This window comes from Lysobacter zhanggongensis, from assembly GCF_046638635.1.
GTDB lineage: Bacteria > Pseudomonadota > Gammaproteobacteria > Xanthomonadales > Xanthomonadaceae > Novilysobacter > Novilysobacter luteus.
Map to the genome: position 1 here is coordinate 1 of NZ_JBJXHK010000011.1, position 20,663 is coordinate 20,663.

A 20,663-nucleotide genomic window follows, 5' to 3' on the forward strand; every position below is an offset into this window, starting at 1 on the left:
GCACCCGGCCGCCCGGCCTTGTTGCCGTAAGGCTTCTTGGGGCCGCGGCCGTCGGCGTTGCGGTGGCCGCTCGGGCCGGTCTCCACGCCGTCGGGCACGTACCAGGTGCGGAACGCGGCGGGGTTGCCTTCAGGCAGGGCGCGGGCGCCCTTGTCCTTGCGCTGCTTGAACGGGCGCTGCGACTGCTTGGCCGCCGCCTCGCCGCTGACCGTCAGGCCACCGTGGCGCTTCGGGCCGCCGCGGCCACGGCCACGATCCTCGCGGACGTTGTCGAACCGGCGCAGTTCGCGACCTTCGTCGGCCGTCGTGACATGACCGCTGACATAGGCCGGGCCATGGCTGCGGCCCGACAGGTTGATCGTCGACTTGGCCGCCTTGCGCTGGCCGATCACCGGCTGCAGCGTCAGCGCGGACGGCGCACCGTCCTCCAGCCCGAGATCCTTGCGCAGCTTCTCGACGCGCTCGCCGGCCAACTCCTGCGACTGCCCGCGCAACAGCTCGCGCGGCAGGGCGACCTCGCCGTAGCGGATGCGCTTCAGGCGGCTGACCTGGCAGCCCTGCGACTCCCACAGGCGACGTACTTCGCGGTTGCGGCCTTCCTTGACGACCACCCGGAACCAGTCGTGCGAGTCGGTGCCGCCGATGCGCTCGATGTCGTCGAACTTCGCCGGGCCGTCGTCTAGTGCGACGCCGCGCTTGAGACGGTCGGGGATGTTGTCGGGAACGCGATCCTGGCCCTCCGGCGCGCGCACGCGGCAGACGTATTCGCGCTCGACCTCGAAGGACGGGTGCATCAACGCGTTGGCGAGCTCGCCATCCGTGGTCAGCAGCAGCAGGCCGGTGGTGTTGATGTCGAGGCGGCCAATCGCGATCCAGCGCGCGCCCTTGAGCGCGGGCAGGGCTTCGAAGATGGTCGGCCGGCCTTCGGGGTCCTCGCGGGTGGTCACTTCGCCTTCCGGCTTGTTGTACATCAGCACGCGCGAGGGTTCGACCAGCGCGCTGGCGACGAACTGGCGTCCATCGAGTTCGACCTTGTCGCCGCTGCCGATGGACATGCCCACCTGGGCGACTTCGCCATTGACCTTGACCAGGCCGTCGGCGATGCGCTGCTCGAGCGCGCGGCGCGAGCCGAGCCCGGCCTGCGCGAGCACCTTGTGCAGCCGCTCTTCGAGTCGGGGGGCGGCGCTGGCGTCTCCGCTGCGCTTCAGGGACAGCTTGTTGCGGGTTTCTTCACTCATTTCTCTTGCTCCGACGAGGCCGATACGGCGTCGTCATCCTGGGTTTGCGGTTCCGGCGCGACCGTCGGGTCGCGCTCGGAGTCGGGTTCGGGTGCGGAATCGTCCGCTTCGGCCGCGCGGTCTTCCGGCGCGGCATCGGGGGTGGTGTGTGCGTCGGCCGGCGGGGGAGCGTCGTCCCCGTGGCCGATACCGCCGGCTGCGATCGGCTGGCCGTCGGCGGGTTCGCCGTTGGCCGGGCCGGAGTCCTTCTGGCCGTCGAACTGGAACTGCGGTTCGAGCTCGCCGATTTCCTTGAGCTCGGACAGGGGCGGCAGCTCGTCCAGCCGCTTCAGCCCGAAGTAGTCGAGGAAGCCCTTGGTGGTGCCGAACAGTGCGGGCTTGCCCGGCACGTCGCGGTGGCCGACCACGCGGATCCACTCGCGCTCTTCCAGCGACTTGATGATGTTGCTGCTGACCGCCACGCCGCGGACCTGCTCGATCTCGCCACGGGTGATCGGCTGGCGGTAGGCGATCAGTGCGAGCGTCTCCAGCGTGGCCCGGGTGTAACGGGTCTGGCGTTCGGTCCACAGCCGCGCCACCCACGGGTGGACGTCGGACTTGACCTGGTACCGGAACCCCGATGCCAGTTCGACCAGTTCCACGCCGCGCTCGGCGCACGCCGCCTGCAGCGCCTCGATCGCCTGGGCGACGCTGCCGGCGGGCGCCGGCTGGTCTTCCGGAAACAGCGCATTGAGCTGCGCCAGCGTCAGCGGCTGGCTGGCCGCGAGCAGGGCGGCTTCGACGATTCGGGTGATCAGGCTTTGATCCATGTCTGTCTGTCGTTGTCTTCAGGCGTCGTCGTTGGCGGCTTCGTCGAACTCACTGCTGAGCTGGATCTCGGTCGGGTCGGTACCCAGCGCCAGCGATTTCACGTAGATCGGCGCCAGTGGGGCTTCCTGCACGATGTCGACCAATTGCTCCTTGGCCAGCGTCAGCAGGCCGAGGAAGGTCACCACCACGCCGAGCCGGCCCTCGCGCGCCTCGAACAGGCTCTCGAAGCGATGGAACGCCCCGTCCTCCAGCCGCGTGAGCAGCTCCCCCATGCGCTGGCGGACGCTGAGGGCGTCGCGCTTGATCGCATGCTGGGTGTAGAGCTCGGCGCGCTTGAACACGTCATGCAGCGCCAGCAGCATCTCCCGCAGGTCGACTTCCGGCGGCAGCCGCACCGAAGCCCGGTCGGGCACGAACGCCTGCGCCGGGGCGGTGTCGCGGTCCTGCCGGGGCAGGGCATCGATGTCCTCGGCCGCCTTCTTGAAGCGCTCGTACTCCTGCAGCCGGCGGACCAGTTCGGCGCGCGGGTCGGCCTCGTCGCCTTCTTCGGTGGCCGCGCGCGGCAGCAGCATGCGCGACTTGATCTCGGCCAGGATCGCGGCCATGACCAGGTATTCGGCGGCCAGCTCGAAGCGCATCTCGTGCATCGCCTGGATGTAATCGACGTACTGGCGGGTGATCTCCGCCACGGGGATGTCGAGGATCTCCAGGTTCTGCCGGCGGATCAGGTACAGCAGCAGGTCGAGCGGGCCTTCGAACGCATCGAGGATGACCTCGAGCGCATCCGGCGGGATGTACAGGTCCTGCGGAATCTGCAGCACCGGTTGGCCGTGCACCATCGCCAGCGGCATTTCCTGCTGGCGGGCGCCCGTCGCCGCCGGGGCCGGGACGGGGTCGGGACTGGCCGGGTTTTGTTCGTTCACGCCGGGCGCGGGGTCGTTGGTCATGCGAGGCCGGCCCCCTCCGGGCCGTGGCACTGCGTTTGCCGTGGTGGGACCCGTCGGCCGAGCGGCGCTCGTCGGGTCCGCATTGTTGAAGCTGTCGTTGGGCAGTCGGTTGCCCGGTCTGGCAAATCGGCTGATCAGGCAGTAATGCCTGCCACCGGCCACACGCGCCAGTGGGGGACATGGCGGCAGGTGTCGGGGGCGTCTGGTAATGCGATGCGGTCGGCAGTGCCGTGCGGGCCACGGAGGCCGCGATGCCTGTGCGGGTCGCGACGGGTCTCTGCCTGAACCTTCGAATGAAACTAGGGTACGGGCTGCTTAAACCGCTGTCCAGCATGCCGCTGGCTACAATTCATCGGCCCGTCCGGGCTCGCAGACATCAGGGGTAGTGCATGTGGTACGTGATCGAGGGGTATGACGGTGAAGACGTGCTGGCAAAGCGCCAGGCGGCGCGGCCGGAGCATCTGGCGCGCTTGACCGCCCTGCGTGACCACGGCCGGCTGCTACTGGCGGGGCCTTGCCCGGCGATCGACGCCGCCGACCCGGGACCGGCGGGGTTCAGCGGCAGCCTGGTGGTGGCCGAGTTCGAGTCGCTGGAAGCCGCCCGCGCGTGGGCCGACGCCGACCCCTACGTTGCCGCCGGGGTGTACGTGCGGACCGACGTGCGTCCGTTCCGGCGGGTACTGCCGTGAGCGCTCCGGTGGGCCAGGCGACCACCGGACCGCTGCCGCGCGAGCAGCGCGTCGCGGCGATCCGCGCCGCGATCGAAGCGGCGCTGGGGCCGGTGTCCCTAGACGTGGTGGACGACAGCGCCCGCCACGCGGGCCATGCGGGTGCACGCGACGGCCGCGGGCATTTCAATGTCGACGTGGTCAGCGCGGCGTTTGACGGCCTGGGCCCGATCGCGCGGCACCGGGCGGTGTACGCCGCCGTGGGCGGCCTGATGGAAACCGACATCCACGCCCTCGCGATCCGGGCGCGGACCCCGGCCGAGGCGTCCGCGTAACGCCCGGCCCAATGGCCGGCGGGCCCGTCGAACGCTCGCTATACTCGCGGAAACCCGTGCTCCGGCGTGCCCATGGTGCCTATTGGCATCAATGGCTTGGGGCATGTTCCACATCCTTTTCCGCACCAATAGACGCACCGCCACAGGGTGCGCCAGAGGCTTCCGCGACGCATGCGTCTGTCCACGATCAAGCTCTCCGGCTTCAAATCCTTCGTCGACCCCACCACGCTGCACCTGCCGACCAACATGACCGGCGTGGTCGGGCCGAACGGTTGCGGCAAGTCCAACATCATCGATGCGGTGCGCTGGGTCATGGGCGAGAGCTCGGCCAGCCGCCTGCGCGGCGACTCGCTGACCGACGTGATCTTTGCCGGCTCCTCGGCCCGCAAGCCGGTCTCGCAGGCGATGGTCGAGCTGGTGTTCGACAACTCCGACCACACGATCACCGGCGAGTACGCGTCGTTCAACGAGATCTCGGTCAAGCGCATCGTCAGCCGCGACGGCGCCAGCCAGTACTACCTCAACGGCGGCAAGTGCCGACGTCGCGACATCACCGACCTGTTCCTCGGTACCGGCCTGGGACCGCGCAGCTACTCGATCATCGAGCAGGGCATGATCAGCCAGATCATCGAGGCCCGGCCCGAGGACCTGCGGGTGTACCTGGAGGAGGCCGCGGGCATCTCCAAGTACAAGGAGCGCCGCAAGGAGACCGAGACACGTATCCGCCACACGCGCGAAAACCTTGATCGACTCAATGATTTGCGCGATGAAGTTGGCAAACAGCTTGAACACCTGAAGCGACAGGCGCGCCAGGCCGAGCAGTACCAGGCCATCCAGGCCGAGCGCCGCGTCAAGGACGCCGAGTGGAAAGCGCTCGAGCACCGGGCGCTCGACCGCAAGCTGCAGGCCCAGCGCGAGAAACTCGCGCAGCAGGAGACCCGCTTGCAGCAGCTGATCGCCGAACAGCGCGAGGCCGAGCGCGAGATCGAGACCGGCCGCGTGCGCCGCGAAGAGGCCGCCGAGGCGCTCAACCGCGCACAGGCGGAAAGCTATGAAGTCGGTGGCGCTCTCGCCCGAATCGAGCAGCAGATCCAGCACCAGCGTGAGATGTCGAGCCGCCTGCAGAAGGCGCGCGACGAGGCGCAGACCCAGCTGGCCGAGATCGCCGCGCACATCGGCAGCGACCAGTCGCGCTTGGACGTGCTGCGGGCTGCGATCGAGCAGGACGAGCCGCGGCTGGAGCAGCTCCAGGCCGAGGACGAAGCCCGCCAGGACGCCCTGCGCGAGGCCGAGACCGCGCTGTCGGGGTGGCAGCAGCGCTGGGACGAGCACAGCCGCGCCCAGTCCGAGGCCGCCCGGGCCGCCGACGTCGAGCGCACCCGCATCGAGCATCTCGACCGCCAGGCCCTCGACGCGGACCGTCGCCGCGAGGCGCTGTCGGCCGAGCGCACCGGGCTGGACCTGACCGCGTTGGCGGAGGCCTTTGAAGGCCTCACCGAGCAGCACGAGACCCAGAAGCTGTCGCTCGACAGCCTCACCGAGACCCTCGAAAGCCGGAAGGCCAGCGTGGGTGAGCTGCAGGAGCAGCAGCGTGGCGCGCAGTCCGAGCTGGCCGATGTCCGCAAGCAGGCGCAGGCCGCACGTGGCCGGTTGTCTTCGCTGGAGACCCTCCAGCACGCCGCGCTCGGCCAGGAGCAGGGCGCAGCGCTTGACTGGTTGAAGGCGCGCGGGCTGGACTCGGCCACGCGCGTCGGCGAGACCCTGACGGTGGAGCCGGGCTGGGAAAACGCCGTGGAGGCTGCGCTCGGCCAATTGATCGAAGGCGTGTTGGTGGACGCCCCGGAAGCGCTGGTCGACGCGCTCGGCGAACTCGGCGAAGGACGCATCGCGCTGGTCTCGGGCGAGCGTGACGACGCGGCCTATCCGCCGACCTCCCTCGCGGCGAAGGTGCAGGGTCCGGCCGCCGTCCGCCGCCTGCTGGCACGCCTGCACGCGGCCGAGGATCTGGCCGGTGCACGCGCGCTGCAGTCGACCCTCGGCGAGGGCGACTCCGTCATCACGCGCAGTGGCGAGCGCCTGGGCGCCGGCTGGGTCCGGGTGCTGCGTTCGGGCGCGGCCAAGCAGGGCGCCCTGCTGCGCGAGCGCGAGATCCAGTCGCTGCGCGGCGACATTGAAACCCTTCAGGCGCGCGAGCAGGAGCTGGAATCATCCCTGACCCAGCTGCGCGACCGCCTGCTCGCCGCCGAGCAGCAGCGCGAGGACGCCCAGCGCACGCTCTACATGGCGCACCGCAGCGTCTCCGAGCTGGCCGGCCAGTTGCAGAGCCAGCAGGGTCGGCTGGACTCCGCCCGCGGCCGGATCGAGAAGATCGACGCCGAACTGGCGCAACTGTCGGAATCGCTCGAAGCCGCCCGCGAACAGGGCCGCGAGGCCCGCAGCCGGCAGGAAGAAGCCGTCATCCGGATGTCCGAGCTTGAGGACACCCGCCAGGCGCTCGATGCCGAGCGCCGCCGGTTGACCGAGGCGCGCGACCAGGCCCGGTCCATGGCGCGCGAGTCGCGCGACACCGCCCACGCCCTGGCGCTCACGCTCGAATCGCAGCGCGCCCAGGTTGCTTCCCTGGCGCAGGCGCTCGACCGGATGGGCGGCCAGCGTGGCCAGCTCGATTCGCGCCTGGGCGACCTGGCCGCGCAGCTGGCCGATGGCGATGCCCCGGTGGTGGAGCTGGAGGAGCAGCGCCAGGTGGCGCTGGAGCAGCGCGTCCAGTCCGAACAGAAACTCACCGCCGCGCGCACCGCGCTCGACGGCATCGACAACGACCTGCGCCGGTTCGAGCAGACCCGCCAGCAGCGCGACGAGCAGGCCCTGCAGCAGCGCGAGGCGATCGGCCAGCGCCGCCTGGACCAGCAGGCGCTGGTGCTCAAGGCCGAAACCCTCAGCCAGGCACTGACCGAAGCCGGCTTCGTGCTCGAGGACGTGGCCAATACCCTGACCGACGAAATGGACGCCGAGTCCTGGGGCCGGGCCGTCGCCGAGTTCGACGCCAAGCTGCGCCGGCTGGAGCCGGTCAACCTTGCCGCCATCGCCGAACATGCCGAGGCGGCGCAGCGCAAGGAATACCTGGACGCGCAGGATGTCGACCTGACCAGCGCGCTGGACACGCTGGAAGAGGCGATCCGCAAGATCGACCGCGAGACCCGCGGCCGCTTCAAGGACACCTTCGACCGGGTCAACTCGGGCGTGCAGCAGCTGTATCCGCGCCTTTTCGGCGGCGGCCACGCCTACCTGGAGCTGACCGGCGAGGACCTGCTCGACACCGGCGTCGCGATCATGGCGCGCCCGCCGGGCAAGCGCGTGTCCAACATCTCGCTGCTGTCGGGTGGCGAGAAGGCGATGACCGCGGTCGCGCTGGTGTTTGCGATCTTCCAGCTGAACCCGGCGCCGTTCTGCCTGCTCGACGAGGTCGACGCGCCGCTCGACGAAGCCAACGTCGGCCGCCTGGCGGCGATGGTCAGCGAGATGAGCGAGCAGGTACAGTTCCTGTTCGTGACCCACAACAAGGCGACCATGGAAGTGGCGCAACAGTTGTCGGGCGTGACCATGCGCGAGCCGGGTGTCAGCCGCCTGGTGTCGGTCGACCTCGCCGAGGCGACCCGACTGGCCGGCGCGGCATGACCGGCGCAACGACTGAAGGAGTAGCCACGTGTCCGATGTGACCCTGCTGCGGATCGGCATCCTGATTGCAGGCCTGATCCTGATCGCCGCCATCGTGTTCTTCGGCCGCCCGCGAAAGCCGGGGCAGGGGCGGCGGGTGCCGCGCGAGGCCCGCGGCGAGGGCGGCCGGGTCGAGCCGACACTGGGCGAGCAGCTCGAGGGCGAGCTCGGCGCGGACGAGCGCCAGCCGGTCGACGCCACTACCCAGGCGGAGCTGGAACTGTTCGACCGCACGCTGGAGAACCCGGGCCCGGCGGCCGAACTCGGGCGTCGCGTCAGCGACGAGTTCGACAAGATCGTCACCATCTACCTGGCCGCGCGTGCCGGCGAAAAGCTGCACGGCCCCGACATCGTCGTCGCGGCCGAGAAGGCCGGCCTGGTCTATGGCCACATGGGCGTGTTCCACCGCCTGGTCGAACACCATCCCGAGCGCGGGCCGGTGTTCAGCGTTGCCAACATCATGAAGCCCGGCAGCTTCGACATGGCCGACATCCAGGCGCTCGAAACGCCGGCGATCGCCTTCTTCCTGACGTTGCCGGCGCCGCTTCCGGCACTGGATGCGTGGGAGAAGATGCTGCCGACCGCGGAGCGCATGGCCGAGCTGCTCAACGGCCTGGTGCTGGATGAACAGCGCAACTCGCTCGGCCGCCAGCGCATCGGCCAGATCCGCGAGGAACTGCGCGCGTATGACCGCCAGCGCGAGGCCCCGCCGCTGACCAAGCCGTCCCGGTGGTGATGCCGGTGGGTCGCGACTGACGCCGCTCCCGCGTCCGGGCCCACCCTCCGCCAGCGTCGGACCCCACAAGCCGAGCGATCCGTGACCTCCAACCCCGCCGCCCGCATCACCGAGCTGCGCCGCCAGCTCGAAGACGCCAACTACCGCTACCACGTCCTCGACGACCCCACGATCCCGGATGTCGAGTACGACCGCCTGCTGCGCGAGCTCGACGCGCTCGAGGACGCCCATCCGGAGCTGCGTTCGCCGGATTCGCCGACCCAGCGCGTCGGCGCCACGCCGTCGGGCGCGTTCGCGCCGGTCCGCCACGCCATCCCGATGCTGTCGCTGGCCAATGCCTTCAGCGACGACGAGGTCGCCGACTTCGTCCGCCGGATCGAGCAGAAGCTGGGCGACGAGGCACTGGTGTTCTCGGCCGAGCCCAAGCTCGATGGCCTCGCCATCAGCCTGCGCTACGAGGGCGGCCGATTCGTCCGCGGCGCGACCCGCGGCGACGGCGCGACCGGCGAGGACGTGACTGCCAACCTGCGCACCGTGCGGGCGATTCCGCTCCAGTTGCGCGGAGACGGTTGGCCGCAGGTGCTCGAGGTCCGTGGCGAGGTCTACATGCCGCTGGTCGCGTTCCGCGCCTACAACGAGCAGGCGCTGGCCAATGGCGGCAAGGTGCTGGCGAATCCGCGCAACGGCGCGGCCGGCTCGTTGCGCCAGCTCGACCCGCGCGCCACCGCGCAACGCCCGCTCGCGTTCTACGCCTACGCGGTCGGCGCGGTGGAGGGTGGCACGTTGCCGGAGACCCACTCCGCGACCCTCCACCAGCTGCGCGAGTGGGGCCTGCCGGTCAGTGGCGAGAGCGCGGTCGTGCAGGGCCTCGACGGGCTGCTCGACTACTACCGGCGCATCGGTGCGCGGCGCGACACGCTCGCGTTCGACATCGACGGCGTCGTTTACAAACTTGACGACTATGCGTCCCAGGTCGAGATGGGGTTCGTCTCGCGCGCACCGCGCTGGGCGATCGCGCACAAGTTCCCGGCGCAGGAGCAGACCACCGTCGTCGAATCGATCGAGGTAAACGTCGGTCGCACCGGCGCCGTGACGCCGTGGGTCTTGATGCAGCCGGTCCACGTGGGCGGCGTCACGGTCACCCGCGCGACGCTCCACAACGCCGACCAGGTCGCACGCCTCGACGTACGCGTGGGCGACACGGTGGTCGTGCGCCGCGCTGGCGACGTCATTCCCGAGGTCGTGCGCGTACTGCCCGACCAGCGTCGGCCGGGCGCGCCCGAATGGGCCATGCCCGAAGCGTGCCCCGTCTGCGGCTCCGAGATCGTGCGCGAGGAGGGCGCGGTGGTGTGGCGATGCTCGGGCGAGCTGACCTGCGCGTCGCAGCGCAAGGAGGCCATCGGCCATTTCGCCTCGCGCCGGGCCATGGACATCGAGGGCCTGGGCGAGCGTTTCATCGCCGCCCTGTCGGACCTGGACTACGTGCAGTCGGTCGCCGACCTCTACCGGCTCACCCTCGACGACCTGCTGGAGATGAAGCAGCGTGCCGACGAGCGTGATGGCACCACGCCCGAGACGGTCAAGGCCGGCAAGGTCGCCACCCGCTGGGCGGAGAACCTGATCGAGGCGATCGACCGCAGCCGCCAGACCACGCTTGAGCGGTTCCTGTTCGCGCTGGGCATCCAGCACGTCGGGGAGAGCACTGCCAAGGCCCTGTCCGCGTGGTTCGGCGACCTCGAACTGATCCGCCGGCTGCCGTGGCCCTTGTTCAAGCGCGTACCCGACATCGGTGGCGAGGTCGCTCGCTCGATCGGCCACTTCCTTGACCAGCCCGGGAACCAGCAGGTCATCGACGACCTGCTGGCACGCGGCGTCACCATCACCGATGCCCATCCGCCGTCGCCCAAGCTGCGCGAAACGCTCGGCCTGGCGACGCTGCTGGTGGACCTGGAGATCCCGAAGATCACCCCGCTGCGGGCGGAACAGCTCGCATCCGCGTTCCCCGACGCCGCACGGCTGCTCGGCGCACCCGAGCACAACCTGGTCACCGCAGGACTGCCCAACGACACGGCGGCCACCTTCGTGGCGTGGCGCGCGTTGCCAGCCAACGCACGGCTGCTGGCGGCCACGGGCGACGCCGTCGCGCGGCTCGACAATTTGTTGCCGGAAACGGCGGACGTGGTGGCCGGCCCCCTCGACGGGCAGACCGTCGTGCTCACCGGCACGCTGTCGGCCATGACCCGCGACGAGGCCAAGGATCGGCTGGAGGCGCTCGGGGCCAAGGCCGCCGGCAGCGTGTCGAAGAAGACCAGTTTCGTGGTGGCGGGCGAGGCGGCCGGGTCCAAACTCGCCAAGGCCGAGCAGCTGGGCGTAGACGTGTGGGACGAGGCGCGGCTGCTGTCGTTCCTTGCCGCGCACGAGTGAGTGCGCGCCGCCCGCACGCCGGGTCCGATCTGGAAGGCGCGCGTGCCAGCTGACTGGGGCCCTTCCGCCAGCTTCGACGCGCTGCGCCTCCGAGCCGCGCTGAACGCGCGCATCCGCGACTTCTTCGCGGCACGCGGCGTGGTTGAGGTCGATACACCCGTGCTCTCGGCCGCCGGCAATACCGAGCCGAACATCGCGCCGTTTTCGCTGGACTTCAACGGCCGCACCGACGGCGGGCCGCGCACCCGCTGGCTGCGTACTTCCCCGGAGTACCCGCTCAAGCGCCTGCTGGCCGCCGGGTTCGGCGACTGCTACGAGCTCGGCCGGGTGTTCCGCGATGGCGAAGCCGGTGGGCGCCACAATCCTGAATTCACGATGCTGGAGTGGTACCGGGTCGGTTGGGATCATCGGCGCCTGGTGATCGAGACGGCCGAGCTGGTCAACGCCGCGCTGGCACTGGTCGACCGCCGCGCGGTACTGGTCGAAACGACCTACCGGGACCTCTACCGCGACCGCCTGGGCATCGATCCGATGACGGCAGCGGACGATGAGTTGCGTGGAGCCCTTGGCGAAGTCCAGGTCGACCCGACCGGGCTGACCCGCGACGACTGGCTCGACCTGCTCATGACGCACCGGCTGCAGCCCGGGTTTGCCGACGACGCGATGATCGCGATCCATGACTGGCCCGCCAGCCAGTGCGCCCTTGCGAGGCTGCGGCGGGGCGATGACGGCATCGCTGTGGCCGAGCGGTTCGAGCTCTACCTCGGCGCGCTGGAGGTGGCCAACGGCTACCACGAGCTGGCCGATGCTGTGGAGCAGGGCCAGCGGTTCGAGCGCGATGCAGTGGTGCGCACGCGACGCGGCGATGTCGTGCCTCCGGTCGACGGGCGGTTGCTCGATGCCCTGCGGAGCGGCTTGCCGGACTGCGCCGGCGTCGCGCTGGGTGTCGACCGGTTGATGATGGCGATGCTGGGCACCGACCGTATCGCCGACGTGGTGGCATTCGACTTCTTCCGCGCGTGAGGCGGCCGCCGTGCCCCGCTAGAATCGGCCCATGACCGACGCCGCCTTCGATTTCGACCGCTACGACCGCATTCGCCCGATCCGCTGGACCGGCGATGCGCTGGAACTGCTGGACCAGCGCAAGCTGCCCTTCGAGGTGGAGTACGTGCGCTGCGACAGCAGCGGATCGGTTGCCGAGGCCATCCGCGCGCTGACCGTGCGCGGTGCACCCGCCATCGGCATCGCCGCCGCGTGGGGCCTCGTACTCGCCGCCGCCGATGTCCAGGCCGGGGACGGCGCGGAAGCGGCAGCGAAGTTGCAGCCTTCGATCGACCACCTCAATGCCGCGCGACCCACCGCGGTCAACCTCGCCTGGGCGCTCGCCCGCATGCGCCGGGTACTGGCGGCGGCGGGCCCGGACTGGCGCGACGCGCTTGAGGCCGAGGCCCGCGCGATCGCCGACGAGGACCTGGCCGCCAACCGCCGCATGGGCGCACTCGGCGCGGCGCTGATCGAGCCCGGAAGCAACGTTCTGACCCACTGCAACACCGGTTCACTGGCCACGGCGGGCTTCGGCACCGCGCTCGGGGTGATCCGTGCCGGCGTCGCCCAGGGGCGTATCAACGAGGTGTTTGCCGGCGAGACCCGCCCGTGGTTGCAGGGCGCACGGCTCACGGTGTGGGAACTGCAGCAGGACGGCATCGCGCCGACGCTGATCGCCGACGCCGCGGCATCGCACCTGATGAAGTCAGGGCGGGTGCAATGGGTCGTGGTCGGAGCCGACCGCATCTGCGCCAACGGTGACGTCGCCAACAAGATCGGTACCTATCAGCTCGCGATCGCGGCGCGCCACCACGGCGTCAGATTCATGGTGGCCGCGCCTTCGTCCACGGTTGACATGGACACTTCCTCGGGCGATCTCATCCACATCGAGGAGCGCGACCCGGGCGAGCTGTTCGGAGTCGGCACCGTGCGCACCGCTGCGGCCGACATCGGCGCCTGGAACCCGGTGTTCGACGTGACTCCGCACACGCTGATCGACGCGATCGTGACCGAGCGCGGCGTGATCGAGAACCCCGACGAAGCCGCCATGCGCGAGGCATTCGCGTTCTGACGCGGCGACGTTTCGCGCGCGCGTCAGCGGAGCGACCGAAAAAACGAGCTAAGTCATTGTTTGGGCGTGGAAAACGGGGTGCCGGGAACCCCCGTTCCGTGCTATTATTTCACGTCTTTTTCATCTGCCCTGAAATGGACCGTCAACGCAGCCGCCACGCGCTGCGCGGGCCGGTTCCGGGGGCAGCTTCGACCTTGCACAAGACGGAAACCCGATGGCCGAAACCGCCAAGGAAATCATCCCGGTAAACCTCGAAGACGAGATGCGCCGCAGCTACCTCGATTACGCCATGAGCGTGATCGTCGGCCGCGCGCTCCCGGACGTTCGTGACGGGCTCAAGCCGGTCCACCGCCGCGTGCTGTACGCGATGAACGAGCTCGGCGCGCACGCCAACAAGCCGTACTACAAGTCGGCGCGCATCGTCGGTGACGTGATCGGTAAGTACCACCCGCATGGCGACCAGTCGGTGTACGACACCCTGGTGCGCATGGCGCAGCCGTTCTCGCTGCGCTACCTGCTGGTGGACGGGCAGGGCAACTTCGGCTCGGTCGACGGCGACTCCGCGGCGGCGATGCGTTACACCGAGGCGCGCATGTCGCGCATCACCCACGAGCTGATGGCGGACATCGACAAGGAAACCGTCGACTTCCAGCCCAACTACGACGAGAAGGAGCTCGAGCCGTCGGTCATGCCGACCCGCGTGCCGAACCTGCTGGTCAACGGCTCGGCCGGCATCGCGGTCGGCATGGCGACCAACATTCCGCCGCACAATCTGTCGGAAGTGGTCGACGCCACCATCGCCCTGATCAACGATCCGGAACTCGGCATCGACGGCCTGATGGAGTACATCCCGGGCCCCGACTTCCCGACCGCCGGCATCATCAACGGCACCTCCGGCATCGTCAGCGCCTACCACACCGGCCGCGGCCGCGTGCGCATGCGCGCCCGGGCGGACGTCGAAGTGGCCGACAACGGCCGCGAGTCGATCATCGTCACCGAGATCCCCTACCAGGTGAACAAGGCGCGGCTGATCGAGAAGATCGCCGAGCTGGTGAAGGAAAAGAAGATCGAGGGCATCAGCGAGCTGCGCGACGAGTCCGACAAGGACGGCATGCGCATCTACGTCGAGGTCAAGCGCGGCGAGTCGGCCGAGGTCGTGCTCAACAACCTCTACCAGCAGACCCAGATGGAGTCGGTGTTCGGCATCAACATGGTCGCGCTGGTGGACGGCCGGCCGCAGTTGCTGAACCTCAAGCAGGTGCTGCAGGCGTTCGTGCGCCACCGCCGCGAGGTGGTGACCCGCCGGACGATCTTCGAGCTGCGCAAGGCCCGCCAGCGTGCGCACATCCTCGAGGGCCTGACGGTCGCGCTCGCCAACATCGACGAGATGATCGAGCTGATCAAGACGTCCGCCAACCCCAACGAGGCGCGCGAGCGCATGCTCGCCAAGAGCTGGGAGCCGGGTCTGGTTGGCGCGCTGCTGGGCGCGGCCGGAGCGGAAGCCTCGCGGCCTGAGGACCTGCCGCGCGGCGTCGGCCTCATCGACGGGCGCTACCAGCTCACCGAGAACCAGGCGCAGCAGATCCTGGAGATGCGCCTGCACCGCCTGACCGGGCTGGAGCAGGAAAAGCTCACCGAGGAATACAAGCTGCTGCTCGATACGATCCGCGGCCTGATCGAGATCCTCGAGGATCCGAACGTGCTGCTGGACGTGATCCGCACCGAGCTGGAGAACGTCAAGGCCGAGTTCGGCGACGCGCGTCGCAGCGAGATCCGCGAGAGCGAGGAAGACCTCGACATCCTCGACCTGATCGCGCCGGAGGACGTCGTCGTGACCCTGTCGCACTCGGGTTACGCCAAGCGCCAGCCGGCCAGCAGCTACCGCGCGCAGAAGCGTGGCGGCCGCGGGCGCAACGCGGCGGCGACCAAGGACGAGGACTTCATTGACCGCCTGTGGCTGGTCAACACGCACGACACGCTGCTGACCTTCACCAGTGCCGGTCGCGTGTTCTGGCTGCCGGTGCACCAGTTGCCGGACGCCGGCCCGAACGCCCGTGGCCGGCCGATCATCAACTGGATCCCGCTGGAGGAAGGCGAGCAGGTGCAGGCCGTGCTGCCGGTGCGCGAGTACCGCGAGGACTGCTTCGTGTTCTTCGCCACCCGCAACGGCACCGTCAAGAAGACCCCGCTTCCGGAGTACGCCTACCGCCTGCAGCGCGGCAAGATCGCGATCAACCTCGACGAGGGCGATGCGCTGGTCAACGTCGAGCTGTCGGACGGCACCCGCGACATCATGCTGTTCGCCAGCAACGGCAAGGCGGTGCGCTTTGCCGGCGAACAGGTCCGGCCGATGGGCCGTACCGCCCGCGGCGTGCGCGGCATGAAGCTGGCCGACGGCGAGCACGTGGTCAGCCTGGTCGTGCTGGATGGCGACGGTGACATCCTCACCGCCAGCGAGCGTGGCTACGGCAAGCGCACGCCGGAAGCCGAGTACCCGCGCAAGGGGCGTGGCACCCAGGGCGTGCTGGCGATCAAGACCAGCGAGCGCAACGGCAAGCTGGTGGGCGCGATCCAGCTCACCGAGCACCATGACGTGCTGCTGATCTCCGATGGCGGCACGCTGGTGCGCACGCCGGCGTCGGCGATCTCCCAGGTCAGCCGCAATACCCAGGGCGTGACCCTGATGCGCCTGGCCAAGGACGAGCGGTTGCAGGCGATCGAACGCCTGGATGCATCGCTGGACGAGGACGCGGATGGCGACGACGTGGTGGTGTCGCAGGATGCGCCGGTGACCGTGCCGGATGCGCCCACCGCCTGACCGCAACCCGTGAAATGAAGAACGCCGCCTCATGGGCGGCGTTTCTTTTTGCGGCGGACTGTCCGGTCAGCCGATCTGTTCCAGCATGTGCTCGGCCGACGACACGCGGTATTCGCCCGGCGCCTCGACGCACAGGTGCCGGACGACGCCGTCCTCGGCGTACAGCGCGAACCGCTTGGCGCGGGTTCCCATGCCGTAGGAGCTGGCGTCCAGCTCCAGGCCCAGGGCGCGGGTGAACTCGGCGTTGCCGTCGGCCAGCATCATCATCCCGTCGGGCACGTCCTGGCTCTTGCCCCAGGCCTGCATCACGAACGGATCGTTGACCGACAGGCATGCGACCTCGATGCCCTTGTCACGGAAGCGCTGGAAGTGCTCGACGAAGCTGGGGAGGTGCTTTTCCGAGCAGGTCGGGGTGAACGCGCCCGGCACGGCGAAGATCACCACGTTGCTGTGGTCGAACAGCGCACTCGTATCTACCGTCTCGACACCGCCGCGGATGCGCTGCAGGGGGACTTCGGGAAGGTGGTCGCCAACCTTGATGGTCATGGGGTTCTCCTGAGGGGAAAGCGAAGTGTAGGCGCGATCAGATGATGCCGGTGGCAGTGCGCGATGCATCGCACCTTGCGTCGCGCCCGTCCATGCATACCCTGTGTCGACAGGGCATGTGCCTGACTGGCGCCCCGTGTGCGCCTGCCCACCACCGGAGCAACAGATGCAGTTCAAGGACTACTACGACATCCTCGGGCTGGAGCCCAGCGCGGGCGAGGCCGAGATCAAGACCGCCTATCGCCGGCTGGCGCGCAAGTTCCACCCCGACGTCAGCAAGGAGTCCGACGCCGAGGAGCGCTTCAAGGCCATCAACGAGGCCTACGAGGCGCTGCGCGACCCGCAGAAACGCGCTGCCTACGACCAGCTGCGTGCCCGCGGCTATCGTCCCGGCGACGACGTCCAGCCGCCTCCGGGTGGTTTTGGCGGCGCGCCCGGGGGTGTCGACTTCGAGGAGATCTTCGCCGGGGGTGGGGCCGGCGGAGGCTTCAGTGATTTCTTCGAGAGCCTGTTCGGCCGCGGGCGGGGTGGGCCCGGTGGGCCGCAGCCGGGCTTCGGTGGTGGCGCGCGGCCCCGCGCCGACACCCGCGCCAAGCTCGCGGTGCCGCTGGAAGCGGTGCATTCCGGCGACAGCGTGCGGATCGGCATCAACGGCCGGACCCTGGATGTGCGCGTCCCGAAGGGCATCCGCGAAGGGCAGGCGATCCGGCTGGGCGGGCAGGGTGGCAATGGTGGCGACCTGCTACTGGAGGTCGAGTACGCCGCGCACCCGCAGTTCGAGGTGGACGGCCGCAACATCATCCACGTGTTGCCGGTGGCACCGTGGGAGGCCGCGCTGGGTGCGACGATCAGCGTGCCGACGCTGGGCGGGGCGGTCGAACTGAAGATTCCCCCGCGTTCCGAGGCCGGGCGGAAGCTGCGCCTGCGAGGTCGCGGACTGCCGGGCAAACCCGCCGATGGTGACCAGATCGTCGAACTCGAGGTGCTGGCACCGACGCCGGGCAGCGACGAGCAGACGGCCGCCTACGAGACCCTGCGCGACGCTTTCGGCAGCGACTGGCGCCGCGCCTGAGGATCAGCCGGGCAGCAGCTGGCCGATGACTTCGGCCAGCTCGTCCTCGTTGAAGGGCTTGGTGATGTAGGCCTTCGCGCCCTGGCGCATGCCCCAGACCCGGTCGGTGTCCTGGTCCTTGGTGGTCACCAGCACCACCGGGATATGTCGCGTGGTCTCCTCGCGGCAGATCGACCGGGTGGCCTGGAAGCCGTTGAGGTTGGGCATCACCACGTCCATCAGGACCAGGTCCGGCAGCTCGCGCTTGGCGGCTTCGACGCCGGCGGCGCCATCCTCGGCCGTCACGGCCTCATGTCCCAGCTTCTCGACGATGCGGCGAATGCCCATCAGCTGCGACGGCGAGTCGTCGACGATCAGAATGCGCGCCATGTTGTTTCCCCGGTTGAACGGGGCGATTGTAGCGAGGCGCGGCGATGCCGCAAACGGCCGCGCCCGCAACGGCCTACATGCGCACCACCGTCCGGCCGAGCGAGCCGCCGCCCAACATGGTTGAAAAGACGCCCGGCAGTTCCTCCAGCGTGGCTTCGCGCGTGCAGATCCGGTCCAGGTGGCGCGGCTTCCAGTCGCTTGCCAGGTGCGCCCAGACCGCTTCGCGGATGTCACGCGCGGTACCCGCCGAGGCCACGCCGAGCAGCGAAACGCCACGGATGATGAAGGGCATCACGGTCGCATCCAGCGCCGGCGACGCGGCCAGTCCCGCACTGGCGACGTTGCCGTAGGGTGCGGTCTGCGCCAGCAGGCTCGACAGCATCGGCCCGCCGACGTTGTCCAGCCCGCCGCCGAACCGGGCCGACTCCATCGGCCGGCCGGTGGCGAGGGCGTCGCGGCCGAGCACTTCGGTGGCGCCGATCGACTTCAGATAGTCGTGCTGGGTCGCCTTGCCGCTGACCGCATGCACTTCGAAGCCGGCGCGGCTGAAGATGTCGACCGCGAGCGAGCCCACGCCGCCGCTGGCGCCGGTCACCGCGAGCGGACCCATCTCGGGTACCTGGCGGTTGTCGCGCATGCGGTACAGGGCGAGCGCCGCGGTGAAGCCCGCAGTGCCGATCACCATGCTCTCGCGCAGGTCGAGCCCGGCCGGTAGCGGTATCGCCCAGCGTGCTTCCAGCCGGGCGTACTCGGCATAGCCACCATCGCGTGTCTCGCTCAGCCCGCAACCCGTGACGACGACCGGATCACCCTCGCGGAAGGCCGGGTCGGTCGAGGCCACCACGTGGCCGGCCACGTCGATGCCACCGACCAGCGGGAAACGCCGCAGGATCTTGCCCTCACCCGTGCCCGCCAGCGCGTCCTTGAAGTTGACCGACGACCAGGCGGTCTTGATCACGACCTCGCCCGGCGACAGGTCATCGAGCGAAACCTGCTCGATGCCGCTGCGATAGCCGTCAGGCCGGCTGGAGTCGTTGTGGATCCGGAAGGCGTTGAAGCGGGCGGGGGTGGACATGCGGCGCGGCACCGTTGCGGGGACGCTCCATTGTGCGACAAACCCGTCGCGCGGGCCTGCCGCGGACAGGTTGCGAGTCAGCGCAGGGCGCTGCGCCGCTTCTCGTCCAGCCACTTGTCGGCGCGGGCCGGCCGATACGCATTCATCCAGTCGAGCATCGCCGACAGGTCACGGCCGTGCCAGAGATCGCGGCGCTGGTCGGGATGCAGGAAGCGCTCGTCGACCATGCGGTCCATCATCGCCACGAGCGGCTCGAAGAAGCCGTCCACGTCGAGGAAGGCGCACGGCTTGTCGCCGATGCCGAGCTGGCGCCAGGTGAGCATCTCGAACATCTCGTCGAGCGTCCCGAAGCCGCCGGGCAGCGCGACGAAGCCGTCGGACAGGTCGAACATGCGCGCCTTGCGCTGGTGCATGTTGGCGACCACCTCGAGCCGCGTCAGCCCGGTGTGGGCCACTTCCCAGCCCATGAGCTGCTCGGGGATCACGCCGATGACCTCGCCGCCGGCGGCAAGCGCCGCGTCGGCCACGACGCCCATCAGCCCGACGTTGCCGCCGCCGTAGACGACGGCCACGCCATCGGCCGCGAGGCGCGTGCCAAGCGCCGCGGCGTGCTCGGCGTAGACCGGGCGGGCGCCGTTGTTGGAACCGCAGTAGACGCAGATCGAACGCATGGGCTGACTCAGGGAACGAAGCTGAGGAAGAGGTAGGCGGCGAACATCACGATGTGCACCAACCCCAGCAGGATGTTGGTTCGTCCTGTGCGCAGCGAGAGCGACGCGACGAACAGGGTCACCACCAGCAGCAGGGTGGACTTGTCATCCAGGCCGAGCGCGAGCGGCCACCCCATCACCAGCGACAGGACCGCCACGGTCGGCACCGTGAGCCCGATGCTGGCTATGGCGGATCCGATGGCAAGGTTGAGGCTGGTCTGCAGGCGGTTGTGGATCGCCGCGCGCACCGCCGCCACGCCCTCGGGCAGCAGGACGATGCCGGCGATGAGGATGCCGAGCGTCGCCGCGGGCGCGCCCACGACGTCCAGCAGGTATTCAATCGACGGCGAGATGCCTTTCGCGCTCAGTACCACGGCCACCAGCGCCACCAGCAGCATGCCCAGGCTCGCCAGGGCCTCGCGGCTGGTGGGCGGCTCGGCGTGCTCGCGCGGGTTGTCCTCGCTATCTTCGTCGTGCGGAAGGAAGTAGTCGCGGTGGCGAACCGTCTGGATGAAGGTGTAGCCGCCAAACAGCACGAGCGTCACCACCGCGATGAAGATCAGCTGGCTGGAGGTGAAGGCCGGTCCGGTCCGGCTGGTGGCGTAGTTGGGCAACACCAGGGTGAACATCACGATGACCGTCAGCGTCGCCAGGCCCGCCGTCACGCCCTTCACCCCGAAACCCTGTTCGTGGTGGCGGCGCCCGCCTGCCAGCAGGCTGAGGCCGATGATGCCGTTGAGGATGATCATGACCGCGGCGAATACGGTGTCCCGGGCGAGGGCGCTGGTGGCCTCGCCGCCGGAGAGCATCATCGAGACGATCAGCGCGACCTCGATGACCGTTACCGCCAGCGCGAGGACCAGCGTGCCGAACGGTTCGCCTACCCGGTGGGCGATGACCTCGGCGTGGTGGACGGACGCGATGACGCTGCCACCCAGGCCGATGACAAGCAGCGGCACGAGGCCGGGCGTCGCTGGCATCAGCCAGGACAGGACGAGCACGAGCACGCTCGCGAGCGGCATCGCCACTGTCCAGGCCGGGTTGTGATCTATTGCCCGTGTTGTCATCCAGGCTTCCGGTGCGCG

16 protein-coding genes and 1 pseudogene are annotated in these 20,663 nt (G+C 69.4%); 9 read left to right on the top strand and 8 right to left on the bottom strand.

Annotation, left to right across the window (positions count from 1 at the left end):
• The 3 genes and pseudogenes from ACKVMH_RS03430 to ACKVMH_RS03440 all read right to left on the bottom strand — a co-directional run.
• On the bottom strand, positions 1–1,238 hold a 1,238-nt coding region (locus ACKVMH_RS03430; RefSeq protein WP_412699230.1), incomplete at its 3' end, for a pseudouridine synthase.
• Positions 1,239–1,279: 41 nt separating this feature from the next.
• Positions 1,280–2,047 (bottom strand): annotated as a pseudogene (gene scpB, locus ACKVMH_RS03435) (SMC-Scp complex subunit ScpB); the annotation flags it as partial.
• A gap of 18 nt (positions 2,048–2,065) precedes the next feature.
• A complete protein-coding gene (locus ACKVMH_RS03440) occupies positions 2,066–2,995 on the bottom strand; it encodes a segregation and condensation protein A (protein ID WP_412699231.1) in 930 nt (309 codons plus the stop codon).
• Positions 2,996–3,384: 389 nt separating this feature from the next.
• Here ACKVMH_RS03440 and ACKVMH_RS03445 point away from each other — a divergent pair, with 389 nt between their 5' ends.
• From ACKVMH_RS03445 to gyrA, 8 genes are all read left to right on the top strand, one after another.
• Complete coding sequence (locus ACKVMH_RS03445) at positions 3,385–3,684, top strand: YciI family protein (RefSeq protein WP_215218113.1); 300 nt, start codon at positions 3,385–3,387, stop codon at positions 3,682–3,684.
• Positions 3,685–3,716: 32 nt separating this feature from the next.
• A complete protein-coding gene (locus tag ACKVMH_RS03450) occupies positions 3,717–3,998 on the top strand; it encodes a BolA family protein (protein WP_215220329.1) in 282 nt (93 codons plus the stop codon).
• Between the two features lie 171 nt (positions 3,999–4,169).
• Complete coding sequence (gene smc, locus ACKVMH_RS03455; RefSeq protein WP_412699232.1) at positions 4,170–7,673, top strand: chromosome segregation protein SMC; 3,504 nt, start codon at positions 4,170–4,172, stop codon at positions 7,671–7,673.
• Positions 7,674–7,701: 28 nt separating this feature from the next.
• Positions 7,702–8,448 carry a cell division protein ZipA gene (gene zipA, locus ACKVMH_RS03460; RefSeq protein WP_215218111.1) on the top strand — a complete coding sequence of 249 codons (747 nt, stop codon included), beginning with the start codon at positions 7,702–7,704 and terminating at the stop codon, positions 8,446–8,448.
• Between the two features lie 81 nt (positions 8,449–8,529).
• Positions 8,530–10,872 carry an NAD-dependent DNA ligase LigA gene (gene ligA, locus ACKVMH_RS03465; protein WP_412699233.1) on the top strand — a complete coding sequence of 781 codons (2,343 nt, stop codon included), beginning with the start codon at positions 8,530–8,532 and terminating at the stop codon, positions 10,870–10,872.
• A gap of 42 nt (positions 10,873–10,914) precedes the next feature.
• Positions 10,915–11,895 (top strand): EF-P lysine aminoacylase EpmA, encoded by a 981-nt coding sequence (gene epmA, locus ACKVMH_RS03470; RefSeq protein ID WP_412699234.1) that lies wholly within the window; start codon positions 10,915–10,917, stop codon positions 11,893–11,895.
• 31 nt (positions 11,896–11,926) lie between these two features.
• Complete coding sequence (mtnA, locus tag ACKVMH_RS03475) at positions 11,927–12,988, top strand: S-methyl-5-thioribose-1-phosphate isomerase (RefSeq protein ID WP_412699235.1); 1,062 nt, start codon at positions 11,927–11,929, stop codon at positions 12,986–12,988.
• A gap of 214 nt (positions 12,989–13,202) precedes the next feature.
• The gene (gyrA, locus tag ACKVMH_RS03480) at positions 13,203–15,806 is read left to right on the top strand and encodes a DNA gyrase subunit A (RefSeq protein WP_412699236.1); all 2,604 of its coding nucleotides are present in this window, start codon (positions 13,203–13,205) and stop codon (positions 15,804–15,806) included.
• A gap of 66 nt (positions 15,807–15,872) precedes the next feature.
• Here gyrA and ACKVMH_RS03485 read toward each other — a convergent pair whose 3' ends face one another.
• The gene (locus tag ACKVMH_RS03485) at positions 15,873–16,352 is read right to left on the bottom strand and encodes a peroxiredoxin (RefSeq protein ID WP_215218106.1); all 480 of its coding nucleotides are present in this window, start codon (positions 16,350–16,352) and stop codon (positions 15,873–15,875) included.
• A 166-nt stretch (positions 16,353–16,518) separates the two neighbouring features.
• On the opposite strand from ACKVMH_RS03485, the gene ACKVMH_RS03490 reads away from it, so the two are divergent.
• Entirely contained in the window at positions 16,519–17,424 is a 906-nt protein-coding gene (locus ACKVMH_RS03490) for a DnaJ C-terminal domain-containing protein (protein ID WP_215218105.1), read from the top strand.
• 3 nt (positions 17,425–17,427) lie between these two features.
• Here ACKVMH_RS03490 and ACKVMH_RS03495 read toward each other — a convergent pair whose 3' ends face one another.
• From ACKVMH_RS03495 to ACKVMH_RS03510, 4 genes are all read right to left on the bottom strand, one after another.
• Positions 17,428–17,793, bottom strand: a complete 366-nt coding sequence (locus tag ACKVMH_RS03495; protein ID WP_215218104.1) for a response regulator — start codon at positions 17,791–17,793, stop codon at positions 17,428–17,430.
• A 73-nt stretch (positions 17,794–17,866) separates the two neighbouring features.
• Positions 17,867–18,868: a YhdH/YhfP family quinone oxidoreductase gene (locus tag ACKVMH_RS03500; RefSeq protein ID WP_412699237.1), complete on the bottom strand. Its 1,002-nt coding sequence runs from the start codon at positions 18,866–18,868 to the stop codon at positions 17,867–17,869.
• 77 nt (positions 18,869–18,945) lie between these two features.
• The gene (locus ACKVMH_RS03505) at positions 18,946–19,539 is read right to left on the bottom strand and encodes an LOG family protein (RefSeq protein WP_215218102.1); all 594 of its coding nucleotides are present in this window, start codon (positions 19,537–19,539) and stop codon (positions 18,946–18,948) included.
• A gap of 8 nt (positions 19,540–19,547) precedes the next feature.
• Positions 19,548–20,600, bottom strand: coding sequence for a calcium:cation antiporter (locus ACKVMH_RS03510; protein WP_412699255.1), 1,053 nt, complete (start codon positions 20,598–20,600; stop codon positions 19,548–19,550).
• Positions 20,601–20,663: the final 63 nt, after the last annotated feature.